Below are 14,838 nucleotides of genomic sequence, written 5' to 3'. Positions count from 1 at the left end.
CCATTCAATAAAATCTTTTTCATTATATGAAAATATCAAGGTGCATTTACAATTATTTCAATATATTAAAAATTAACTGCTTACAATCCCAAAAAATGCCACAATCGACTAAAAAGTAGAAATACTTCAACAGGTTAATGGGTAAAGCTTTTGCATCTTGAACAGGATTTTTTGAACCAGAAATGGAATTGTAAACAAAATGTTGGAATGAAACGGGTTGTAATTCAAATACTACCATTAATACTGCTTAATGAAATGGGATATGTGTATGAAGAATTCAAAACGAAATAAAACACCCTTTATTATCTTGTTCCTTATCCATACAACTCTTCTTGGGGTTTCTTTTTATAAATCTAAAAATAAAAAGCATTTATTTACTCTCTTAATGTCAAATATCGGTTTTGCCTATTTACTGGAGTTTTTTGTATTTAATCTTTTTAAAGCTTATAAATATAAACCAAAAGTGATGAAATATGACTTTTTTGATAATATTTTTGGTGCTATATTATCACAAGCCATTTTTGTCCCATTTACGGCCCTATTCTTAACTGCTTCGAAATTAGGATGGGTATGGAAATTACTTGGCGGCATATATTTTACACTGGTGGAACTCTTATTTTTAAGGTTAAAAGTATATAAACATTATTGGTGGAAAACCGGATACACCTTAATTTTGATTCCTATCTACTTTAACATCAGTGATTTGTGGAATTTATTTTTAAGAAAGAAAAATCCGGTCATTCGCTTTATTTCGCTATTCTTAATGATTATGGTAACAGAAGCAAATTTGTTATTTCTCTTTGCGTCAACCCGTAAGATTCGTTTCGGGTTTGGAAAATATCATACATGGACAGAGCATTTTATTATCGTCCCTTTATATGCAATTTCCCTAGCTCTATTTTCAACCATGTCCTTCTTGAAAGAGAATAATTGGAGTGCGAAACTAAGGGTTATGGTCATGAGCGTTGGTTTAGATATGTTTTTTAAAAAATTTAAACTCTCAAAGGAAAAATTTCATGGTGTAGACTATTTTTCTATACGTATTTTAGTGATATTGCTTTATGGGCAATTTAGAGATTGGGTTTATGGAGAAAGAAAAACGGTTGAAGTTGAAAGGGTAAGTGAAATAGTAAGTAATCGAGAGTAGACATAAAAAAAACGCCTTCAGGGCGCGGGATATCTATTGAAATCAATAAGTAATCATGATAATATTAATTTTGGTCTTGAAATATAATTATATAGATAATAAAAATTCCCTAATAGTATATTACCACATCAAGAGATTGGTTGTCAAATATATAAGGGAAGAAAATTTGTCTGGAGAGTGGTCAAATGAGTGAAACCCTAAATAGGGACTTACAATTGGAGCAGGAACGAGTAAGTACAGTTATTAAGGAAATTGATAAGAAAAAGCAAAAACTCCAGCAAAATACTGGAGGTGTTGGTGCGGATGTACTCGAGCTTCGAAAGACTTTTTGGGAAGATGTAACGGTCAACATGGATGAGCCAGATGATGTGATCGAAACGGCAGCCAGCATAAAACAACAGGCAGAACTGCTATCAGAGCGGGAACGGACGTTTAAACAAATGGATAAACAGCTCCGTATCCTGGAACGCTTAAGTTATTCCCCTTATTTTGGACGGATTGATTTTTTGGAAACGGGGGAGAACAACGTTGACCATGTATATCTCGGAATTGCTTCTCTTATGGATGAGAATGATGAGAATTTTTTAATTTATGATTGGCGTGCCCCTATTTCCAGCCTTTATTATGATTTTGCCCCGGGCCCAGCTTCTTATCATACGATGGACGGTAAGATCGAAGGGGAGATGAAATTAAAAAGACAATATATGATTCGAGCTGCCAATATAAAAGCCATGTTTGATACAGGAGTAACCATTGGAGATGAAATGCTTCAAGAGGTTCTTGGAAATAACGCTAATGCACAAATGAAAAGTATTGTAGCTACTATTCAACGAGAGCAAAATTTAATTATTCGGAATGAAAGAAGCAAACTCCTCATTGTTCAAGGGGTAGCAGGCAGTGGTAAAACATCTGCTGCTCTTCAACGTGTTGCTTATTTGCTCTACCGGTATCGTGAAACGTTGAAGTCTGAGAATATCATGCTGTTCTCACCGAATCCATTGTTTAACTCTTACGTTTCGACAGTACTCCCTGAATTAGGGGAAGAGAACATGGAGCAGGCTACCTTTATGGAATATTTAAATAATCGAATCGGGAATCAATTCGAAGTCGAGGACCCTTTTGACCAGATGGAATTTTTACTTAACAACAAGGAAGGGAATTCTGATTATCACGCAAGGGTTAAAGGGATTCGGTATAAATCAAGCTTAGCGTTTAAACAAATTATTGATCAATATGTAATTGATTTATCTAGAGAAGGTTTGCTTTTTAAGGACTTAATTTTCCGAGGCGAGATTGTTATTTCCAAGGAAGCGATCTATGATTACTTTTATTCGTTAGATAGTAGTTTTACCATCCCTAATCGACTGGAGATGGTAAAGGATTGGCTATTAAGAGAGTTAAAGAGAAGAGTCAAGCAGGAACGTTCAAAAAGCTGGGTCGAGGAAGAAATTCAATTTCTTGAAAAAGAGGACTATCTAGAGGTATACCAGGAACTGCAGGAGAAAGAACGTTTTACCGATAAGAGTTTTGATGATTTTGAACTGGAACAAAAGTTTCTTGCTGAAAAGGTCGTGAAGCAAAAATTTAGATCGTTATTTGCTCGAGTGAAAAGGTTGAATTTTATCGATATACAGGGATTGTATAGTCAGTTATTTAAAAGGGGGGCTGATAATAAAGAAGTCCTTCTTGATGACTGGACACAGATATGTTTGCAGACGGTTGACCAATTAACAAATTTTAAAATTGCCTATGAGGATGCAACTCCTTTTGTCTACTTACAGGATTTACTGAAAGGCAGGAAATCAACAACTGGGATACGTCATATTTTTATTGACGAAGCACAGGATTATTCACCATTTCAGTTTGCGTTAATAGAAAGGCTTTTTCCTTATAGTAAAATGACACTACTTGGCGACTTCAATCAAGCTATCTTCTCAGGTGCGACAGGGTCACCTACGGTTATATCGGATTATGAAGAAGAGGGCGAAGACGTTGAGAAGATTATTTTGACAAAAACCTATCGTTCCACTAAGGAAATTGTAGAGTTCACCAGTTCCTTGATTGAAGGTGGAGAAAGTATCGAACCCTTTAATCGACATGGTAAAAAGCCAACAATAAAAAAAACTGAGCCACGCTTACTAAATGGTTTAATTCGCGATAAAATAAATGAGTTTTTTAAAGAAGGGCATAGGACAATAGCGGTTATTTGCAGGACGGCTGCAGAGAGTAAAAGAGTATATAATGCACTTAAGAATGAGGTTCCACTACATTTAATTGAGAAGGCTACCATCGCTTATGAAAAAGGCATCTTAGTAATACCTTCGTATTTAGCGAAAGGAATCGAATTTGACGCCGTAATTCTATATGACAGTTCTCAATATAGAAATGAAAGTGAACGAAAATTATTTTATACCGTCAGTACCCGTGCGATGCACAGGCTTCATATGTTCATAACAAATGATCTGAGCCCATTAATGAAGGATGTAGCGGAAACATTATACACGGTAGAATAAAGAACAAAAAAACAGCGTCCAAGATTAGGACGCTGTTTTAGTTATCCTGCCATTGCTTTTGAACCTGTTCATAGGCAAGACGGTAAATTTCTTCTTCAGAAGTGTTTGGGTTGGCTAAAACATTTGTTAAATAGCTTTTTCCTTCAAATGTTACTTTTACATTTACTTGGAGCATAATATCACCTTTCTCATTTAAATTTGTATTCCGTTTGAGGTCATTAGTATAATAGTTTTATCGCTTAGAATAGGAGGGCAATCATGTCAGTGCACTTTGAAGAGATAACAAAAGAAACGCTATATGTCGCGCTTGAAATCATAAATTCAAATTCAGAATATAATATTGTTGAAAATGGGCGTGCCCAAAGGGAACTTCCAGAAATGGAAGAAGAGTTTTTGAACCCTGCCACGTCTAGTGTTTTTATTAAACTGGATGATACTTATATAGGGGTTATGGATTACTTAATGGAAAATCCAAAGGATCAATGCCCATGGCTGGGACTTCTAGTAATTCATGGTGATTATCAAGGATTTGGATTTGGTACACAGGCATATGCTCTTTATGAAAATGATATGCGTAAAAGAGGTTTAGTCCGGACTCGAATTGGAGTCATTAGAGAAAATGTAAAGTCGAAACAGTTTTGGGAATCATTAGGGTTTCTTTATATTAAAACAGCTTTAAGTGAAAATGGCAAGGAAATTTTCGTTTATGAAAAAAACTTCCCGAAGGAAGCCTAGACCTCAAGTAACAAAAATTCCTCGGCAAATCTTTGAACCTTCATTTTGTCGAGATGATTTTTTTTTAATGTAGATTCTGCGATTACCAAATGGGCTTGGATGGAAGCCATTTTTTTTAATTCTCTAATGGATACATCGCCATTCAGTAATTGAATGGCTTTTTCTCGGATGTCTTGACTCTTAGAAGAATGATACAGGAGAAAAGCAATACAAGTAACTTTATCCACAATCAGCACTCCTTATAACAAGAATCGAACATTTCTTAATATATTCGACTGTTGTTCTTAAAAATCCTGCAAATATTCTGAAAAAATAGTTGAGAAATTGTAGGAAAATTTGTTGAATATTGCTTATTTGTTGTGAGTTTTATATAATATTGAAGGGATTAAAGATACAAGATTCTATGGAAAATAACCTTACGTCCCATTGGCGTGAGGATTTTTATTTTTACATAAAAGTTGGAGGTTGCATTTAAATGAAACAAGCCCTAGTTAAGGATTTGTACAGAAATACTGAAAGTTACATAGAACAAAAGATTCAATTATCAGGCTGGATTCGCACAATTCGCGATTCAAAAACCTTTGGTTTCATTGAATTGAATGATGGCAGCTTCTTTAAAGGTGTTCAAATCGTATTTGACGAACAATTGGAGAATTTCAAAGAAATCGCTAAATTGCCAATTAGTTCATCTATTAAAGTCGAGGGAGATTTCGTCCATACACCACAAGCTAAACAGCCGTTTGAAATCAAAGCGACAAATATTTCTATCGAAGGACTTTCAAATAGCGATTATCCTTTACAAAAGAAAAAACATTCCTTTGAATACCTAAGAACCATTTCACATTTAAGGCCCCGCACCAATACTTTTTCAGCTGTATTTCGTGTTAGGTCGTTAGCTTCATATGCCATTCACAAGTTCTTCCAAGAAAAAGGATTTGTGTATGTGCATTCACCAATCATCACAGGAAGTGATACAGAGGGTGCAGGTGAAATGTTCCGAGTTACTACTCTAGACATCGATAACCCTCCTAAAAATGAAGAGGGTAAAACTGATTTATCAAAGGATTTCTTTAATAAAGAAACAAACCTAACTGTAAGCGGCCAATTATCTGCAGAGGCTTTTGCCTTGGCATTCCGCAATGTATATACATTTGGTCCCACCTTTAGAGCGGAGAACTCCAATACGGCAAGGCACGCAGCTGAATTCTGGATGATTGAACCGGAATTGGCTTTTGGAGAGCTTCCAGATATCATGGACCTTGCTGAAGAAATGGTTAAATACGTAATCGGCTATGTCCTTGAACAAGCACCGGAGGAAATGAACTTCTTTAACAGCTTTATTGAAAAAGGCTTATTAGATCGTCTTAACAATGCTCATACTTCAAGTTTTGGACGTGTGACTTATACGGAAGCAATTAATATTTTAATGGAGTCAGGCGAAACTTTTGCCTATCCAGTTGAATGGGGACTCGACTTGCAAACAGAGCATGAGCGCTATTTATGCGAAAAAGTCTTCAAAAAACCGGTTTTTGTTACGGATTATCCGAAGGAAATCAAAGCGTTCTATATGAGATTGAATGAAGATAATAAGACAGTCGCGGCAACTGATTTACTTGTACCAGGAATTGGGGAATTAATCGGAGGCAGCCAGCGTGAAGAGCGCGAGGATATTCTTGCAGGAAAAATTAATGACCTTGGTATGAGTGAAGAAGATTATTGGTGGTACCTAGAATTAAGGAAATATGGAGGTACAAAACACTCAGGCTACGGTCTAGGCTTTGAACGCTTAATTATGTACCTTACTGGTATGTCAAATATTAGAGACGTCATCCCGTTCCCAAGAACAACAGGAAATGCGGAATTTTAAAAATAGCAATAAAAGAAGACCAATCCTATGGATTTGGTCTTTTTTCAATTATTGAGTTTGAAATTCTTCTTCAAAAAAAAATGTGCCGGGATGCTCCTTAACAATGTAAGAATATCTTTTCATGTTTTTTACATATTGCCATTTTACAATGGTAACTTCCTCGCCAGTGTCCTTTAGTTTCACAGTTTGCCCGCTATTGAATCTGTTATTTGAGTTTCTCAAATCAACACCCCTTTTTTCATCAAATTTAATTATATCATACTTTTTATTTCATCGCCTGTTACTGTCTAATGAAGCTTTTTAAGTGATTTTAACCTGTTGGAAATAGTGGCTGAGGTGTGATTCCTTTCATTTAAATTTTCATTGTGTTACACTATTTAAAAAGTGAGGTGTCATTTTGTCAACTTATAAAGCGAAAAAGAGTAACCTCAAAGCCCTATTATCAAAAAACAGTATGAATCTTGAAGGTTTGGAAAAGAACACACACATTCCTTTAGAACAGCTTAACGGCTATATGTCAAAGAAAGTGATGAATTTAAGTACTGCCATGACGATTTCTAAAGAATTAAATTGCAAAATTGAAGATTTATATGACTGGGAATTAGAAAAGAAAGCGTAAGTTCTTATTTGTGTCACTAGGGGAATTCTCCTAGTGACATTTTTAATAACTTGACCATTCTATAAGGTGTTTATTCAATTTAAAATTGGAAGTATTGGACGAGAACTTGCTTAATTTTTCTTTCTCTGGTATGATTATGTAGAATTATTTTTGTTCGGTAGTAAAGGGAAGAATAAGTAACAGCTTTTCGCCTGGATCTTTAAAGAGCAAGAATAGTAATACAATGTGTGGATTACACACTAGGAGGCAACAAATATGGAAAACGGTAAAGTAAAATGGTTTAATGCAGAAAAAGGTTTCGGATTCATCGAGCGCGAAGGTGGAGAAGATGTATTCGTTCACTTTTCAGCAATCCAAGGCGAAGGCTTTAAAACTCTAGAAGAAGGTCAATCAGTAACTTTTGATGTTGAAAAAGGCGCTCGTGGACCTCAAGCAGCTAACGTAAACAAAGCTTAATCACATAGCATGTGAAAAAACAGACCTAGATGGTCTGTTTTTTTCTGCCTAGTTATTAATATATTTTTCAAATACAAAGCCAAAGTCTTTTACGCTATATTGCTTTTTGCTTTCCTCTAGCCATTGGAATGCAGCTTGATTTAGCATTTTGAATTGGACGACTAAGTTGTTATCTGTACTATTAACACGTCCTAATGTAGTTGAGGCAATATCAAGGCTTTCCTTGGCAAAACGAAGAGAAATCTCATTATCATGAGTCAGTTCTGATATCTTTATGAGCGCCTTGTATAAGTCTTTGACTTCTTCAATGTGTTTTTTATGAATATCAATCGAAAATGGCTGTGAGCCGATTTTAAATTTAATTTCGATATCCAGGTCGACAGTGCCAGCTGTCTCAAGCTTCACATCGGATATTTTATTTGTAGCGTAACTATAACGATGAAGCATCCTTTTTTTACTCGTAGCACTAGTCCCATCAAGATGAATAAGGGCATTATTGGTGAAGCAATATTCATCCGATTTAGATTTGATTAAGAAGTAAATCCTTTCGTTATCCTCGTGCATAACATAATCATCGGAATCAACCTTATCATAATTTTCTGGTTTAATGACAGAACCAACATCACTTAAACCTAATATATCCGCTGCTACTTTTCCAAACATACTATCAACCTCACTTACCCAAATTTTAGTTGCCATTCAACTTATACGTTTAGGTTCTCAAGAAGTTTCGTGTTTTTTGAACGACAAAACAATTTATGCACCATTTTTTTGTCTTATGCTCTCTTTTGAAAGTACAAATAATTCAGTATTTGGTATAATAAAAAATGCATCCATTGGAGTGAACATTTTCATTGGAAGGAAATGAATTTTAAAGGGGAATATAGGTAATGCGACCGATTTTACTAGGCATTTTAGCTGCCTTCTTTTTTGCCTTTACGTTTATTATTAACCGTTCAATGGAGTTAGATGGAGGGAGCTGGATATGGAGTGCTTCACTTCGATATTTCTTTATGATTCCTCCGCTATTGCTTCTTGTATATGGGAGAAAAAATCTAAAGCCATTATTAGTGGAGATGAAAAATAATCCCCGTGCCTGGCTCTTATGGAGTTTTGTAGGCTTTGGTCTATTTTATGGACCAATTTGTTTTTCCGCTGCCTATGCACCTGGCTGGTTAATCGCTTCTACATGGCAAATAACCATTATCTCTGGATCGTTATTAGCCCCGCTTTTTTTTGAAACGGTTATGACAAAAAAGGGCCCAATCCAGGTAAAAGGCAGAATACCTTTCAAAGGCATGGCTATGTCATTCATTATCTTGCTCGGTATTATATTAATGCAATTGGAACAAGCAAGTTCTCTTAAGCCAATCGAAGTTTTATTAGGAGTGTTACCTGTCATTATCGCGTCATTTGCTTACCCTTTAGGTAATAGAAAAATGATGGATGTGTGTGAGGGAAGACTCGATGTTTTTCAACGCGTATTAGGTATGACACTTGCCAGCATGCCGTTATGGATTATACTTGCAATTTATGGATTGTTTACGGTTGGTCCGCCAAGTATTGGTCAATCGGTCCAATCGGGGCTCGTAGCGATTACCTCCGGTGTAATTGCAACCATTTTATTCTTCCGGGCAACGGATCTCGTAAGAGGGAATATGCAGAAACTAGGAAATGTGGAAGCTACACAATCGATGGAGGTTTTATTTGCCTTAATCGGAGAGTTAATTTTATTGAAAGCGGCATTTCCATCCGTGATCTCCTGGACAGGAATGATACTGGTGATGGCGGGAATGATGCTTCACAGCTATGTGTCTCACAAAGGCAATATCCCTGATGGGAAAAAAGTGAGTGCATAATCGATTAGAGCCTAATCAGTTCGGTTGATTAGGCTCTAAGCAGTTATTAACTAGTAAGATAGGGTGTTAGTTTATCAATTGTATCCTGTACGAGTTTTGCATTTTTCTTATACATAGCTTTTGATGCCTCGTCTTCTGTTCCAAGAGAAAATATTTCTAAATCAGCCTGTACTTTTTTTAGTGTTGCCATTAGAAGAGGTCTTTGAGTAGGAGATGGGGTTTGCATTTTGTCGTCATAGATATCTACTGTTAATTCTCCGTATGAATCCACTTGCCCGATAAATACATTGTCGAGCGTAAGTTCGAGTTTTTCTAATTCTGTGCTTAGCCATCCTCTACTCTTCCCAGCAGACCTCAATGCTTCATCCAAAATACTACCGTCCATAATCACTGTTTGTGGTTCTTTTTCATTGGGCATCGTCATATTCAAATCTTTAGGAGTTAATGGGCGATTCTCTTTTTTTAATAAAGTACTTAAATTACCTCTAGGTTCGAGGACAGCAAATTCAACATCAGCCACCCGAAAGATATCTTTTTGACGAAGCAATGCAGATAATTCATCTATAGTATATTTTTCCTTTTTTAAATTTTCTTCTAATACCTTCCCATCCTTGATAAAGACAGTTCCTCTTCCTTCAACGATGTCTCGGAAAGATTTACTTTTTAATGCTAAAATATCGGCCAAAAGAGTAACAAGACCGAAAATAAGGACTGCAAGTATTCCATGGTAAATATTTTTTTCGAGACCGGTAATTGCTTCTCCGGCTATACTTCCAATCGTTATCCCTGAAACATACTCAAAGAAAGAAAGCTCAGAAATTTGTTTTTTTCCAAGTATTTTTGTTATAAAAAATAATAGTGCTAAGAAGACAAAGGAACGCATGAAGATATCAATCCAGCCCGGCATTTTCAGTCACCTCAATAGTATTAACCTTTGTATTGTGGTTCAAGTCGTTCTAGTTCCAAAACACGTGTTTGTAAATCTTTTTTTACAGAAGCTATTGTTATCATGGTGTCATGGAAGACTTCTTGAGCATTTTTATCATTAGAATTTAAGGCAAGGGATGATAATTGTGCTTCAATTCCTTTCATATTCGCTAGACATTGTTTAACACTGGAAGCGATGGTCATGATTATACTTCCTTTCTAATCGGTTAACGAAAAGAGTTGGCAGGGATGCCAACCCTTTTCGTTTTTATTGGTTATATTGAGGCTCTTCAGCTAAAATTTCTTGAAGCCGTGGTTCGAGACTATCTAGGACGGTTTGAGTTTGCTGCGCTGCATCTTGATAGAGTTTTTTTGCGTTTTGATTATCCGTTGCCAAAGCAAAGGTTTCAAAGCTGGCTTGAGCACTTTTTAATCCTGCTAATGCTTGTTTAACTTGGGTGCCGACTGTCATGGTGTAAGGCCCTCTTTCCTTTTCAAAAATATATTACAAGCAGTAGTATGTGGATTTGCTTAGAATTTATGTGATGTAAAAAATATTACGATTTTTAATAAATAAGACTTTCCATTTCTAGTGGATGGAGAGCATGTGTTTTATCTACAAAGATAAATCCATCGTAGCGGCTGCTCATGACTGAAGGCACATAGTTTCCATATTGCTCATGTTCAGGTCGATAAACAACACCGATAGCACGGTGACCAATCTTTTTACTGAATTCTTCCCGATTTTTATCGTTAAATAGGAGGTATTGGTTATATGCACCAGCTTTATGCATAAGGTTTTCCCAGCTCCCAATTTGAGCAGAGGGGATATTTGTAACACGAAAATCTACTCCCCATTCCGTTGAAGCGATTACTGTACCGCTGTTAGTCCCAAAGCCAACTATGTATACATCTTCAGGGGAATTCTGTTCCCGTATCAACTGACCGACATTTACCATACCTGCATCTTTCATATCGGTTGCCCGAGCATCACCAACATGCGTATTATGTTCCCAGATGATTACTTTTGCTTCGTCACCATAATACTTCATAACCGCATTCAAAGATTCGACCATATGTATGTCTCTCACGTTCCAAGACTTCGAATCACTGGTAACCATCGTCCGGTAATACTCTTCAGCATTAACCGTAACTAGTGCATTAACCTCCATATTTAAGCTGCTTTCTTCATCATCATCATATTTCCATTTGTTCTTTTGAATAGTAGTAAGAAGCGAAAGGGCTTCCTTCATGCAGTCCTCTGATAAGTAACCTGCAGATACGGCATAGGATTCATTATTACGATTAAATGGTTCAAAGCAGTTAAACACATTTCTAGCTTGTTTAAGTCCTGTGTTACCGGTGCGTTCTAAGTATTTTATAATTTCGTCCATACTCTCCCAGAGACTATATACATCCAATCCGTAAAAACCAACTTTGTTTTTTCGCTTTGCTTGTTGATTAAAGCTTTTTAACCACTCCATTAATTCAATGATTTCTTGATTAGCCCACATCCACGTTGGCCAACGATTAAAACTCTCAAGTGCCTCTCTAACATCACTCTTGGGTGAACCGATGTCTTTTATATAGCGATTAATGCTTTGGCAGGAAGGCCAGTCTCCTTCTACAGCGATGACAGAGAAACCTTTTTCTTGGATTAATCTTTTAGTAAGCTCAGCGCGGAGCGTATAAAACTCTGACGTTCCATGAGATGATTCGCCGAGAAGGACATACTTGGCGTCACCGATAGCTGCTAACAGAGGATTAAGATCATTAATGGAGTCGAAGGGTTTAGCATATTTTTTTATGGATTCGAACATTAGAAGACATCCTTTCATAAATAGTGATAGTGCTAATCTTCCCTAAAGGCATCCTCAAATAACAAAAAAACTCCCAAATAAATTAGGGAGTTTTGAAATACCATTAACGGTACATCGTCCATTTACCAATGTCATTAAATCCAAGTCGTTTATAGATACGTCCAGCTTCAGGATTATCATAGAACAGGCAAAGTATTTTGCCTTCGTCCAATATATCTTTAAAAAGCTTCTGCATAATGCCTGTGGCGAACCCTTTACGGCGATATTCTTTTCTTGTACATACACCAACAATCATCGCAGACATTGAATTTTCTGCTGTAGTAGATACACAAGATGTCATTTGTCCATTTTCTTCTGTGTAATAAGTTCTCGCCATATTTGATTCCATAGATGTTCGTAACATTTCAGCAGCATTATGACTGAGATGGAATTCATCAATTGTTTTACGAAGAGATAGGATTTGGTCAATTTCATTTATACTCGCCTTTTTTATGTACACATTTGTTTCACCGAGATATTCAGTACTCTTACATTCGGCAAAGAAGGTTTCTTGTTTCTTTCCAAGTTGAAGGACATTATAGGATTCAAATTTCTCGACAATATCAGTTTTCCCGGATAAGAGAACTGGCTGAGAGTGAGAAATAATAATCGAGACAAACTCAGCAACATTAAATTCTCCTTTGGCATAAGGGATAAATGATTGATAGTATCTGAGAAGAACGGCGATGATTTCTCCTTGTTGATTGAATTCTGCCCAGATTTCTTGGAAATCTGATTCGTATCCAAAAACCTCTATGTCACCAATGATAAATAAATTAATAGACGGTTCTTCACTTAAGAAAGAAATTACTTGGTCATGATCATTTTTGGTTAATTTCCTAATGATAAAAATCGCCTCCTTGGATGCTAATATTTTATCCAAAAAGTGGGTAATGTTCAATAATAATAATCTAATAGTTTGGCTTAATATGGGTATTTTTAATAGTCTGGTAATTTAGAAAAGTTCACCAATTCGTCACAACACTGTGTTTTAGGAGGGCATTAGAAGTGATATACTAAAAGTGTAAAGAAGATATAAAAAGTTAACTTCTTAGGAGACTCAACCATCCGTGTTCGTTCCGTTTGTGAACGAGTAGTAAAGGTTTTCCCTTGCAATGTTTGGTAGGTGGAGCGATGTAAATAGAATTGGAAAGGTGCAAGACTAACTAAACTTCTTTTTAGTGAAAGAGGAAATCGTCTTTTCAAATGTAGGTACACAAGTTATTGTAATTTGGGAGTAAAGAAAAGTTATCTACCTATGTAAACGGTACGTAGATAAAAATCTCAAACCAAAAAAGATCTTTCTTAAAATTATGATGGAAGCTTCCTTCGCGAAGAAACCTAAAGTAATGAAGTATAGAAAGAATCTAAAAAACAATAACTAAAACAAATAGGAGCTGTCAACTGTTTGGTCCTTATATTTGATAAAGAAGCTCACCTAAAAGGTAAGGAGTAGTAAGGAGATAATGATATTTAATAAATGAAGAATCTTTATTTATATTATTATCTAAACCTTCAACCAAATCAAATCTTACATTGCCAAGAAACTAAACCAAATAAAAGGATAATGAGTCAATCGGTAGTACCGGTAAATTTGTTTCTTTTAAGGAATTTGAATTCCATTAAATCCCATGTGAATTAATTCCTTCAACGGAACAACACCCATCGGCTAATTCTCCAATCTTCCATTAGATCGTAAAATGACTAAAAGGAAGAGTAAAGAACACTTTGGCTGATGTCATGGTTGGGTCCCCTAAGAGGTTAATATTCCCAAGTAGCTGTCTCAATGGAGGTGGCTTCTTTATTTTGTGCTTTTAATAAAAAATAACCTTAGAATTTTACCTAGAAAATTGGGAAATAAAGTGTATAAAAATTCAAAAAACTATCAGTTTACTGATATAATGGAATTATAAGTCTATACGAAAGGGGCAGGATAATGACAGGAATTCCAAATGTAAATCTTAACGAACAACAGAAAGTACTTATGGAGAAAGTTCAACACAAAGGATTAACCACCAGAAAAATCATTCAAAGAATTATGCTCATTACAATCGGGGCAGCTTTAATGGCCGTCGGATTGGAAATTTTTCTCGTTCCCAATCATGTTATTGATGGAGGCATCGTAGGCATTTCGATTATGCTTTCTTATCTGACTGGTTGGAAACTCGGTATTTTTATCTTTATTCTTAACATCCCTTTTTTCTTTATCGGTTATAAACAAATTGGAAAAACCTTCGCATTATCCACTCTTTATGGAATTATCATTCTTTCTATCGGCACCACATTACTTCATCCAGTTCCTGCCTTTACCCAGGATATCTTACTTGCAACCGTTTTTGGGGGAATCGTCCTCGGGATTGGAGTAGGGATGGTCATCCGCTATGGAGGTTCCTTGGATGGTACTGAGATTCTCGCCATTCTATTTAATAAAAAACTTCCATTTTCTGTTGGTGAAATTATCATGTTTTTTAATTTATTTATTCTGGGAAGCGCTGGCTTTGTCTTTTCGTGGGATCGGGCTATGTATTCTCTAATAGCCTATTTTGTTGCCTATAAAACCATCGATATTACCATTACCGGCTTAGATGAATCCAAATCGGTTTGGATTATTAGTGACAATTCAAAAGAAATTGGTGAGGCCATTATGAATCGCCTTGGTCGTGGCGTGACCTATATTAATGGAGAGGGTGCCTACTCAGGAGATCACAAGAAGGTAATTTTCTGTGTCATTAACCGACTTGAGGAAGCAAAGTTGAAGGAAATTGTTACTGAAAGTGATGAAAACGCATTCCTCGCCGTAGCTGATATCGCTGAAGTGCGCGGAGGCAGGTTTAAGAAACGAAATATTCACTAGAA

16 protein-coding genes are annotated in these 14,838 nt (G+C 36.0%); 8 read left to right on the top strand and 8 right to left on the bottom strand.

What is annotated here, in order from left to right:
* Window positions 1-268 precede the first annotated feature (268 nt).
* Both ACY3XC_RS00240 and helD read left to right on the top strand, forming a co-directional pair.
* The gene (locus ACY3XC_RS00240; protein ID WP_464866802.1) at window positions 269-1,147 is read left to right on the top strand and encodes a hypothetical protein; all 879 of its coding nucleotides are present in this window, start codon (window positions 269-271) and stop codon (window positions 1,145-1,147) included.
* 185 nt (window positions 1,148-1,332) lie between these two features.
* The gene (gene helD, locus ACY3XC_RS00235; RefSeq protein ID WP_464866800.1) at window positions 1,333-3,660 is read left to right on the top strand and encodes an RNA polymerase recycling motor HelD; all 2,328 of its coding nucleotides are present in this window, start codon (window positions 1,333-1,335) and stop codon (window positions 3,658-3,660) included.
* A gap of 37 nt (window positions 3,661-3,697) precedes the next feature.
* Here helD and ACY3XC_RS00230 read toward each other — a convergent pair whose 3' ends face one another.
* Window positions 3,698-3,835, bottom strand: coding sequence for a BA3454 family stress response protein (locus tag ACY3XC_RS00230; protein WP_179159065.1), 138 nt, complete (start codon window positions 3,833-3,835; stop codon window positions 3,698-3,700).
* An 83-nt stretch (window positions 3,836-3,918) separates the two neighbouring features.
* Here ACY3XC_RS00230 and ACY3XC_RS00225 point away from each other — a divergent pair, with 83 nt between their 5' ends.
* Window positions 3,919-4,395: a GNAT family N-acetyltransferase gene (locus tag ACY3XC_RS00225; protein ID WP_464866798.1), complete on the top strand. Its 477-nt coding sequence runs from the start codon at window positions 3,919-3,921 to the stop codon at window positions 4,393-4,395.
* On the opposite strand, the gene ACY3XC_RS00220 is transcribed toward ACY3XC_RS00225, so the two are convergent.
* A complete protein-coding gene (locus tag ACY3XC_RS00220) occupies window positions 4,392-4,622 on the bottom strand; it encodes a hypothetical protein (RefSeq protein WP_179159064.1) in 231 nt (76 codons plus the stop codon). The genes ACY3XC_RS00225 and ACY3XC_RS00220 overlap by 4 nt on opposite strands.
* A 248-nt stretch (window positions 4,623-4,870) precedes the next feature.
* Here ACY3XC_RS00220 and asnS point away from each other — a divergent pair, with 248 nt between their 5' ends.
* The 3 genes from asnS to ACY3XC_RS00205 all read left to right on the top strand — a co-directional run bounded on the left by asnS (window position 4,871) and on the right by ACY3XC_RS00205 (window position 7,337).
* A complete protein-coding gene (gene asnS, locus ACY3XC_RS00215) occupies window positions 4,871-6,262 on the top strand; it encodes an asparagine--tRNA ligase (RefSeq protein WP_464866797.1) in 1,392 nt (463 codons plus the stop codon).
* A 397-nt stretch (window positions 6,263-6,659) separates the two neighbouring features.
* Window positions 6,660-6,881, top strand: a complete 222-nt coding sequence (locus tag ACY3XC_RS00210) for a helix-turn-helix domain-containing protein (RefSeq protein WP_179159062.1) — start codon at window positions 6,660-6,662, stop codon at window positions 6,879-6,881.
* A 255-nt stretch (window positions 6,882-7,136) separates the two neighbouring features.
* Complete coding sequence (locus ACY3XC_RS00205) at window positions 7,137-7,337, top strand: cold-shock protein (RefSeq protein WP_095251122.1); 201 nt, start codon at window positions 7,137-7,139, stop codon at window positions 7,335-7,337.
* 48 nt (window positions 7,338-7,385) lie between these two features.
* Here ACY3XC_RS00205 and ACY3XC_RS00200 read toward each other — a convergent pair whose 3' ends face one another.
* Entirely contained in the window at window positions 7,386-8,000 is a 615-nt protein-coding gene (locus ACY3XC_RS00200) for a PH domain-containing protein (protein ID WP_464866795.1), read from the bottom strand.
* 227 nt (window positions 8,001-8,227) lie between these two features.
* Here ACY3XC_RS00200 and ACY3XC_RS00195 point away from each other — a divergent pair, with 227 nt between their 5' ends.
* Window positions 8,228-9,196, top strand: coding sequence for a DMT family transporter (locus ACY3XC_RS00195; RefSeq protein WP_464866793.1), 969 nt, complete (start codon window positions 8,228-8,230; stop codon window positions 9,194-9,196).
* Window positions 9,197-9,242: 46 nt separating this feature from the next.
* On the opposite strand, the gene ACY3XC_RS00190 is transcribed toward ACY3XC_RS00195, so the two are convergent.
* From ACY3XC_RS00190 to ACY3XC_RS00170, 5 genes are all read right to left on the bottom strand, one after another.
* Entirely contained in the window at window positions 9,243-10,103 is an 861-nt protein-coding gene (locus ACY3XC_RS00190; RefSeq protein WP_464866791.1) for a DUF421 domain-containing protein, read from the bottom strand.
* A 20-nt stretch (window positions 10,104-10,123) separates the two neighbouring features.
* On the bottom strand, window positions 10,124-10,327 hold the full coding sequence (locus tag ACY3XC_RS00185) for a DUF1657 domain-containing protein (RefSeq protein WP_464866789.1): 204 nt from the start codon (window positions 10,325-10,327) through the stop codon (window positions 10,124-10,126).
* Between the two features lie 64 nt (window positions 10,328-10,391).
* Window positions 10,392-10,595: a DUF1657 domain-containing protein gene (locus ACY3XC_RS00180; protein ID WP_179159057.1), complete on the bottom strand. Its 204-nt coding sequence runs from the start codon at window positions 10,593-10,595 to the stop codon at window positions 10,392-10,394.
* A 94-nt stretch (window positions 10,596-10,689) separates the two neighbouring features.
* On the bottom strand, window positions 10,690-11,943 hold the full coding sequence (locus ACY3XC_RS00175; protein WP_464866788.1) for an erythromycin esterase family protein: 1,254 nt from the start codon (window positions 11,941-11,943) through the stop codon (window positions 10,690-10,692).
* Window positions 11,944-12,046: 103 nt separating this feature from the next.
* Window positions 12,047-12,829 (bottom strand): GNAT family N-acetyltransferase, encoded by a 783-nt coding sequence (locus ACY3XC_RS00170; protein ID WP_464867441.1) that lies wholly within the window; start codon window positions 12,827-12,829, stop codon window positions 12,047-12,049.
* Window positions 12,830-13,966: 1,137 nt separating this feature from the next.
* Here ACY3XC_RS00170 and ACY3XC_RS00165 point away from each other — a divergent pair.
* Window positions 13,967-14,836 carry a YitT family protein gene (locus ACY3XC_RS00165; RefSeq protein ID WP_464867440.1) on the top strand — a complete coding sequence of 290 codons (870 nt, stop codon included), beginning with the start codon at window positions 13,967-13,969 and terminating at the stop codon, window positions 14,834-14,836.
* Window positions 14,837-14,838 lie beyond the last annotated feature (2 nt).

The sequence above is a fragment of the Bacillus sp. CZDM1 genome (genome assembly GCF_055502545.1).
Note: the sequence above shows the minus strand (reverse complement) of the source record. Positions and strands in the feature narration are given on the sequence as shown.

Coding starts and splice junctions, on each gene's coding strand:
- ACY3XC_RS00240 (WP_464866802.1), top strand. CDS start 269: ATGAAGAATTCAAAACGAAATAAAACACCCTTTATTATCTTGTTCCTT.
- helD (WP_464866800.1), top strand. CDS start 1,333: ATGAGTGAAACCCTAAATAGGGACTTACAATTGGAGCAGGAACGAGTA.
- ACY3XC_RS00230 (WP_179159065.1), bottom strand. CDS start 3,835: ATGCTCCAAGTAAATGTAAAAGTAACATTTGAAGGAAAAAGCTATTTA.
- ACY3XC_RS00225 (WP_464866798.1), top strand. CDS start 3,919: ATGTCAGTGCACTTTGAAGAGATAACAAAAGAAACGCTATATGTCGCG.
- asnS (WP_464866797.1), top strand. CDS start 4,871: ATGAAACAAGCCCTAGTTAAGGATTTGTACAGAAATACTGAAAGTTAC.
- ACY3XC_RS00205 (WP_095251122.1), top strand. CDS start 7,137: ATGGAAAACGGTAAAGTAAAATGGTTTAATGCAGAAAAAGGTTTCGGA.
- ACY3XC_RS00200 (WP_464866795.1), bottom strand. CDS start 8,000: ATGTTTGGAAAAGTAGCAGCGGATATATTAGGTTTAAGTGATGTTGGT.
- ACY3XC_RS00195 (WP_464866793.1), top strand. CDS start 8,228: ATGCGACCGATTTTACTAGGCATTTTAGCTGCCTTCTTTTTTGCCTTT.
- ACY3XC_RS00190 (WP_464866791.1), bottom strand. CDS start 10,103: ATGCCGGGCTGGATTGATATCTTCATGCGTTCCTTTGTCTTCTTAGCA.
- ACY3XC_RS00185 (WP_464866789.1), bottom strand. CDS start 10,327: ATGACCATCGCTTCCAGTGTTAAACAATGTCTAGCGAATATGAAAGGA.
- ACY3XC_RS00180 (WP_179159057.1), bottom strand. CDS start 10,595: ATGACAGTCGGCACCCAAGTTAAACAAGCATTAGCAGGATTAAAAAGT.
- ACY3XC_RS00175 (WP_464866788.1), bottom strand. CDS start 11,943: ATGTTCGAATCCATAAAAAAATATGCTAAACCCTTCGACTCCATTAAT.
- ACY3XC_RS00165 (WP_464867440.1), top strand. CDS start 13,967: ATGGAGAAAGTTCAACACAAAGGATTAACCACCAGAAAAATCATTCAA.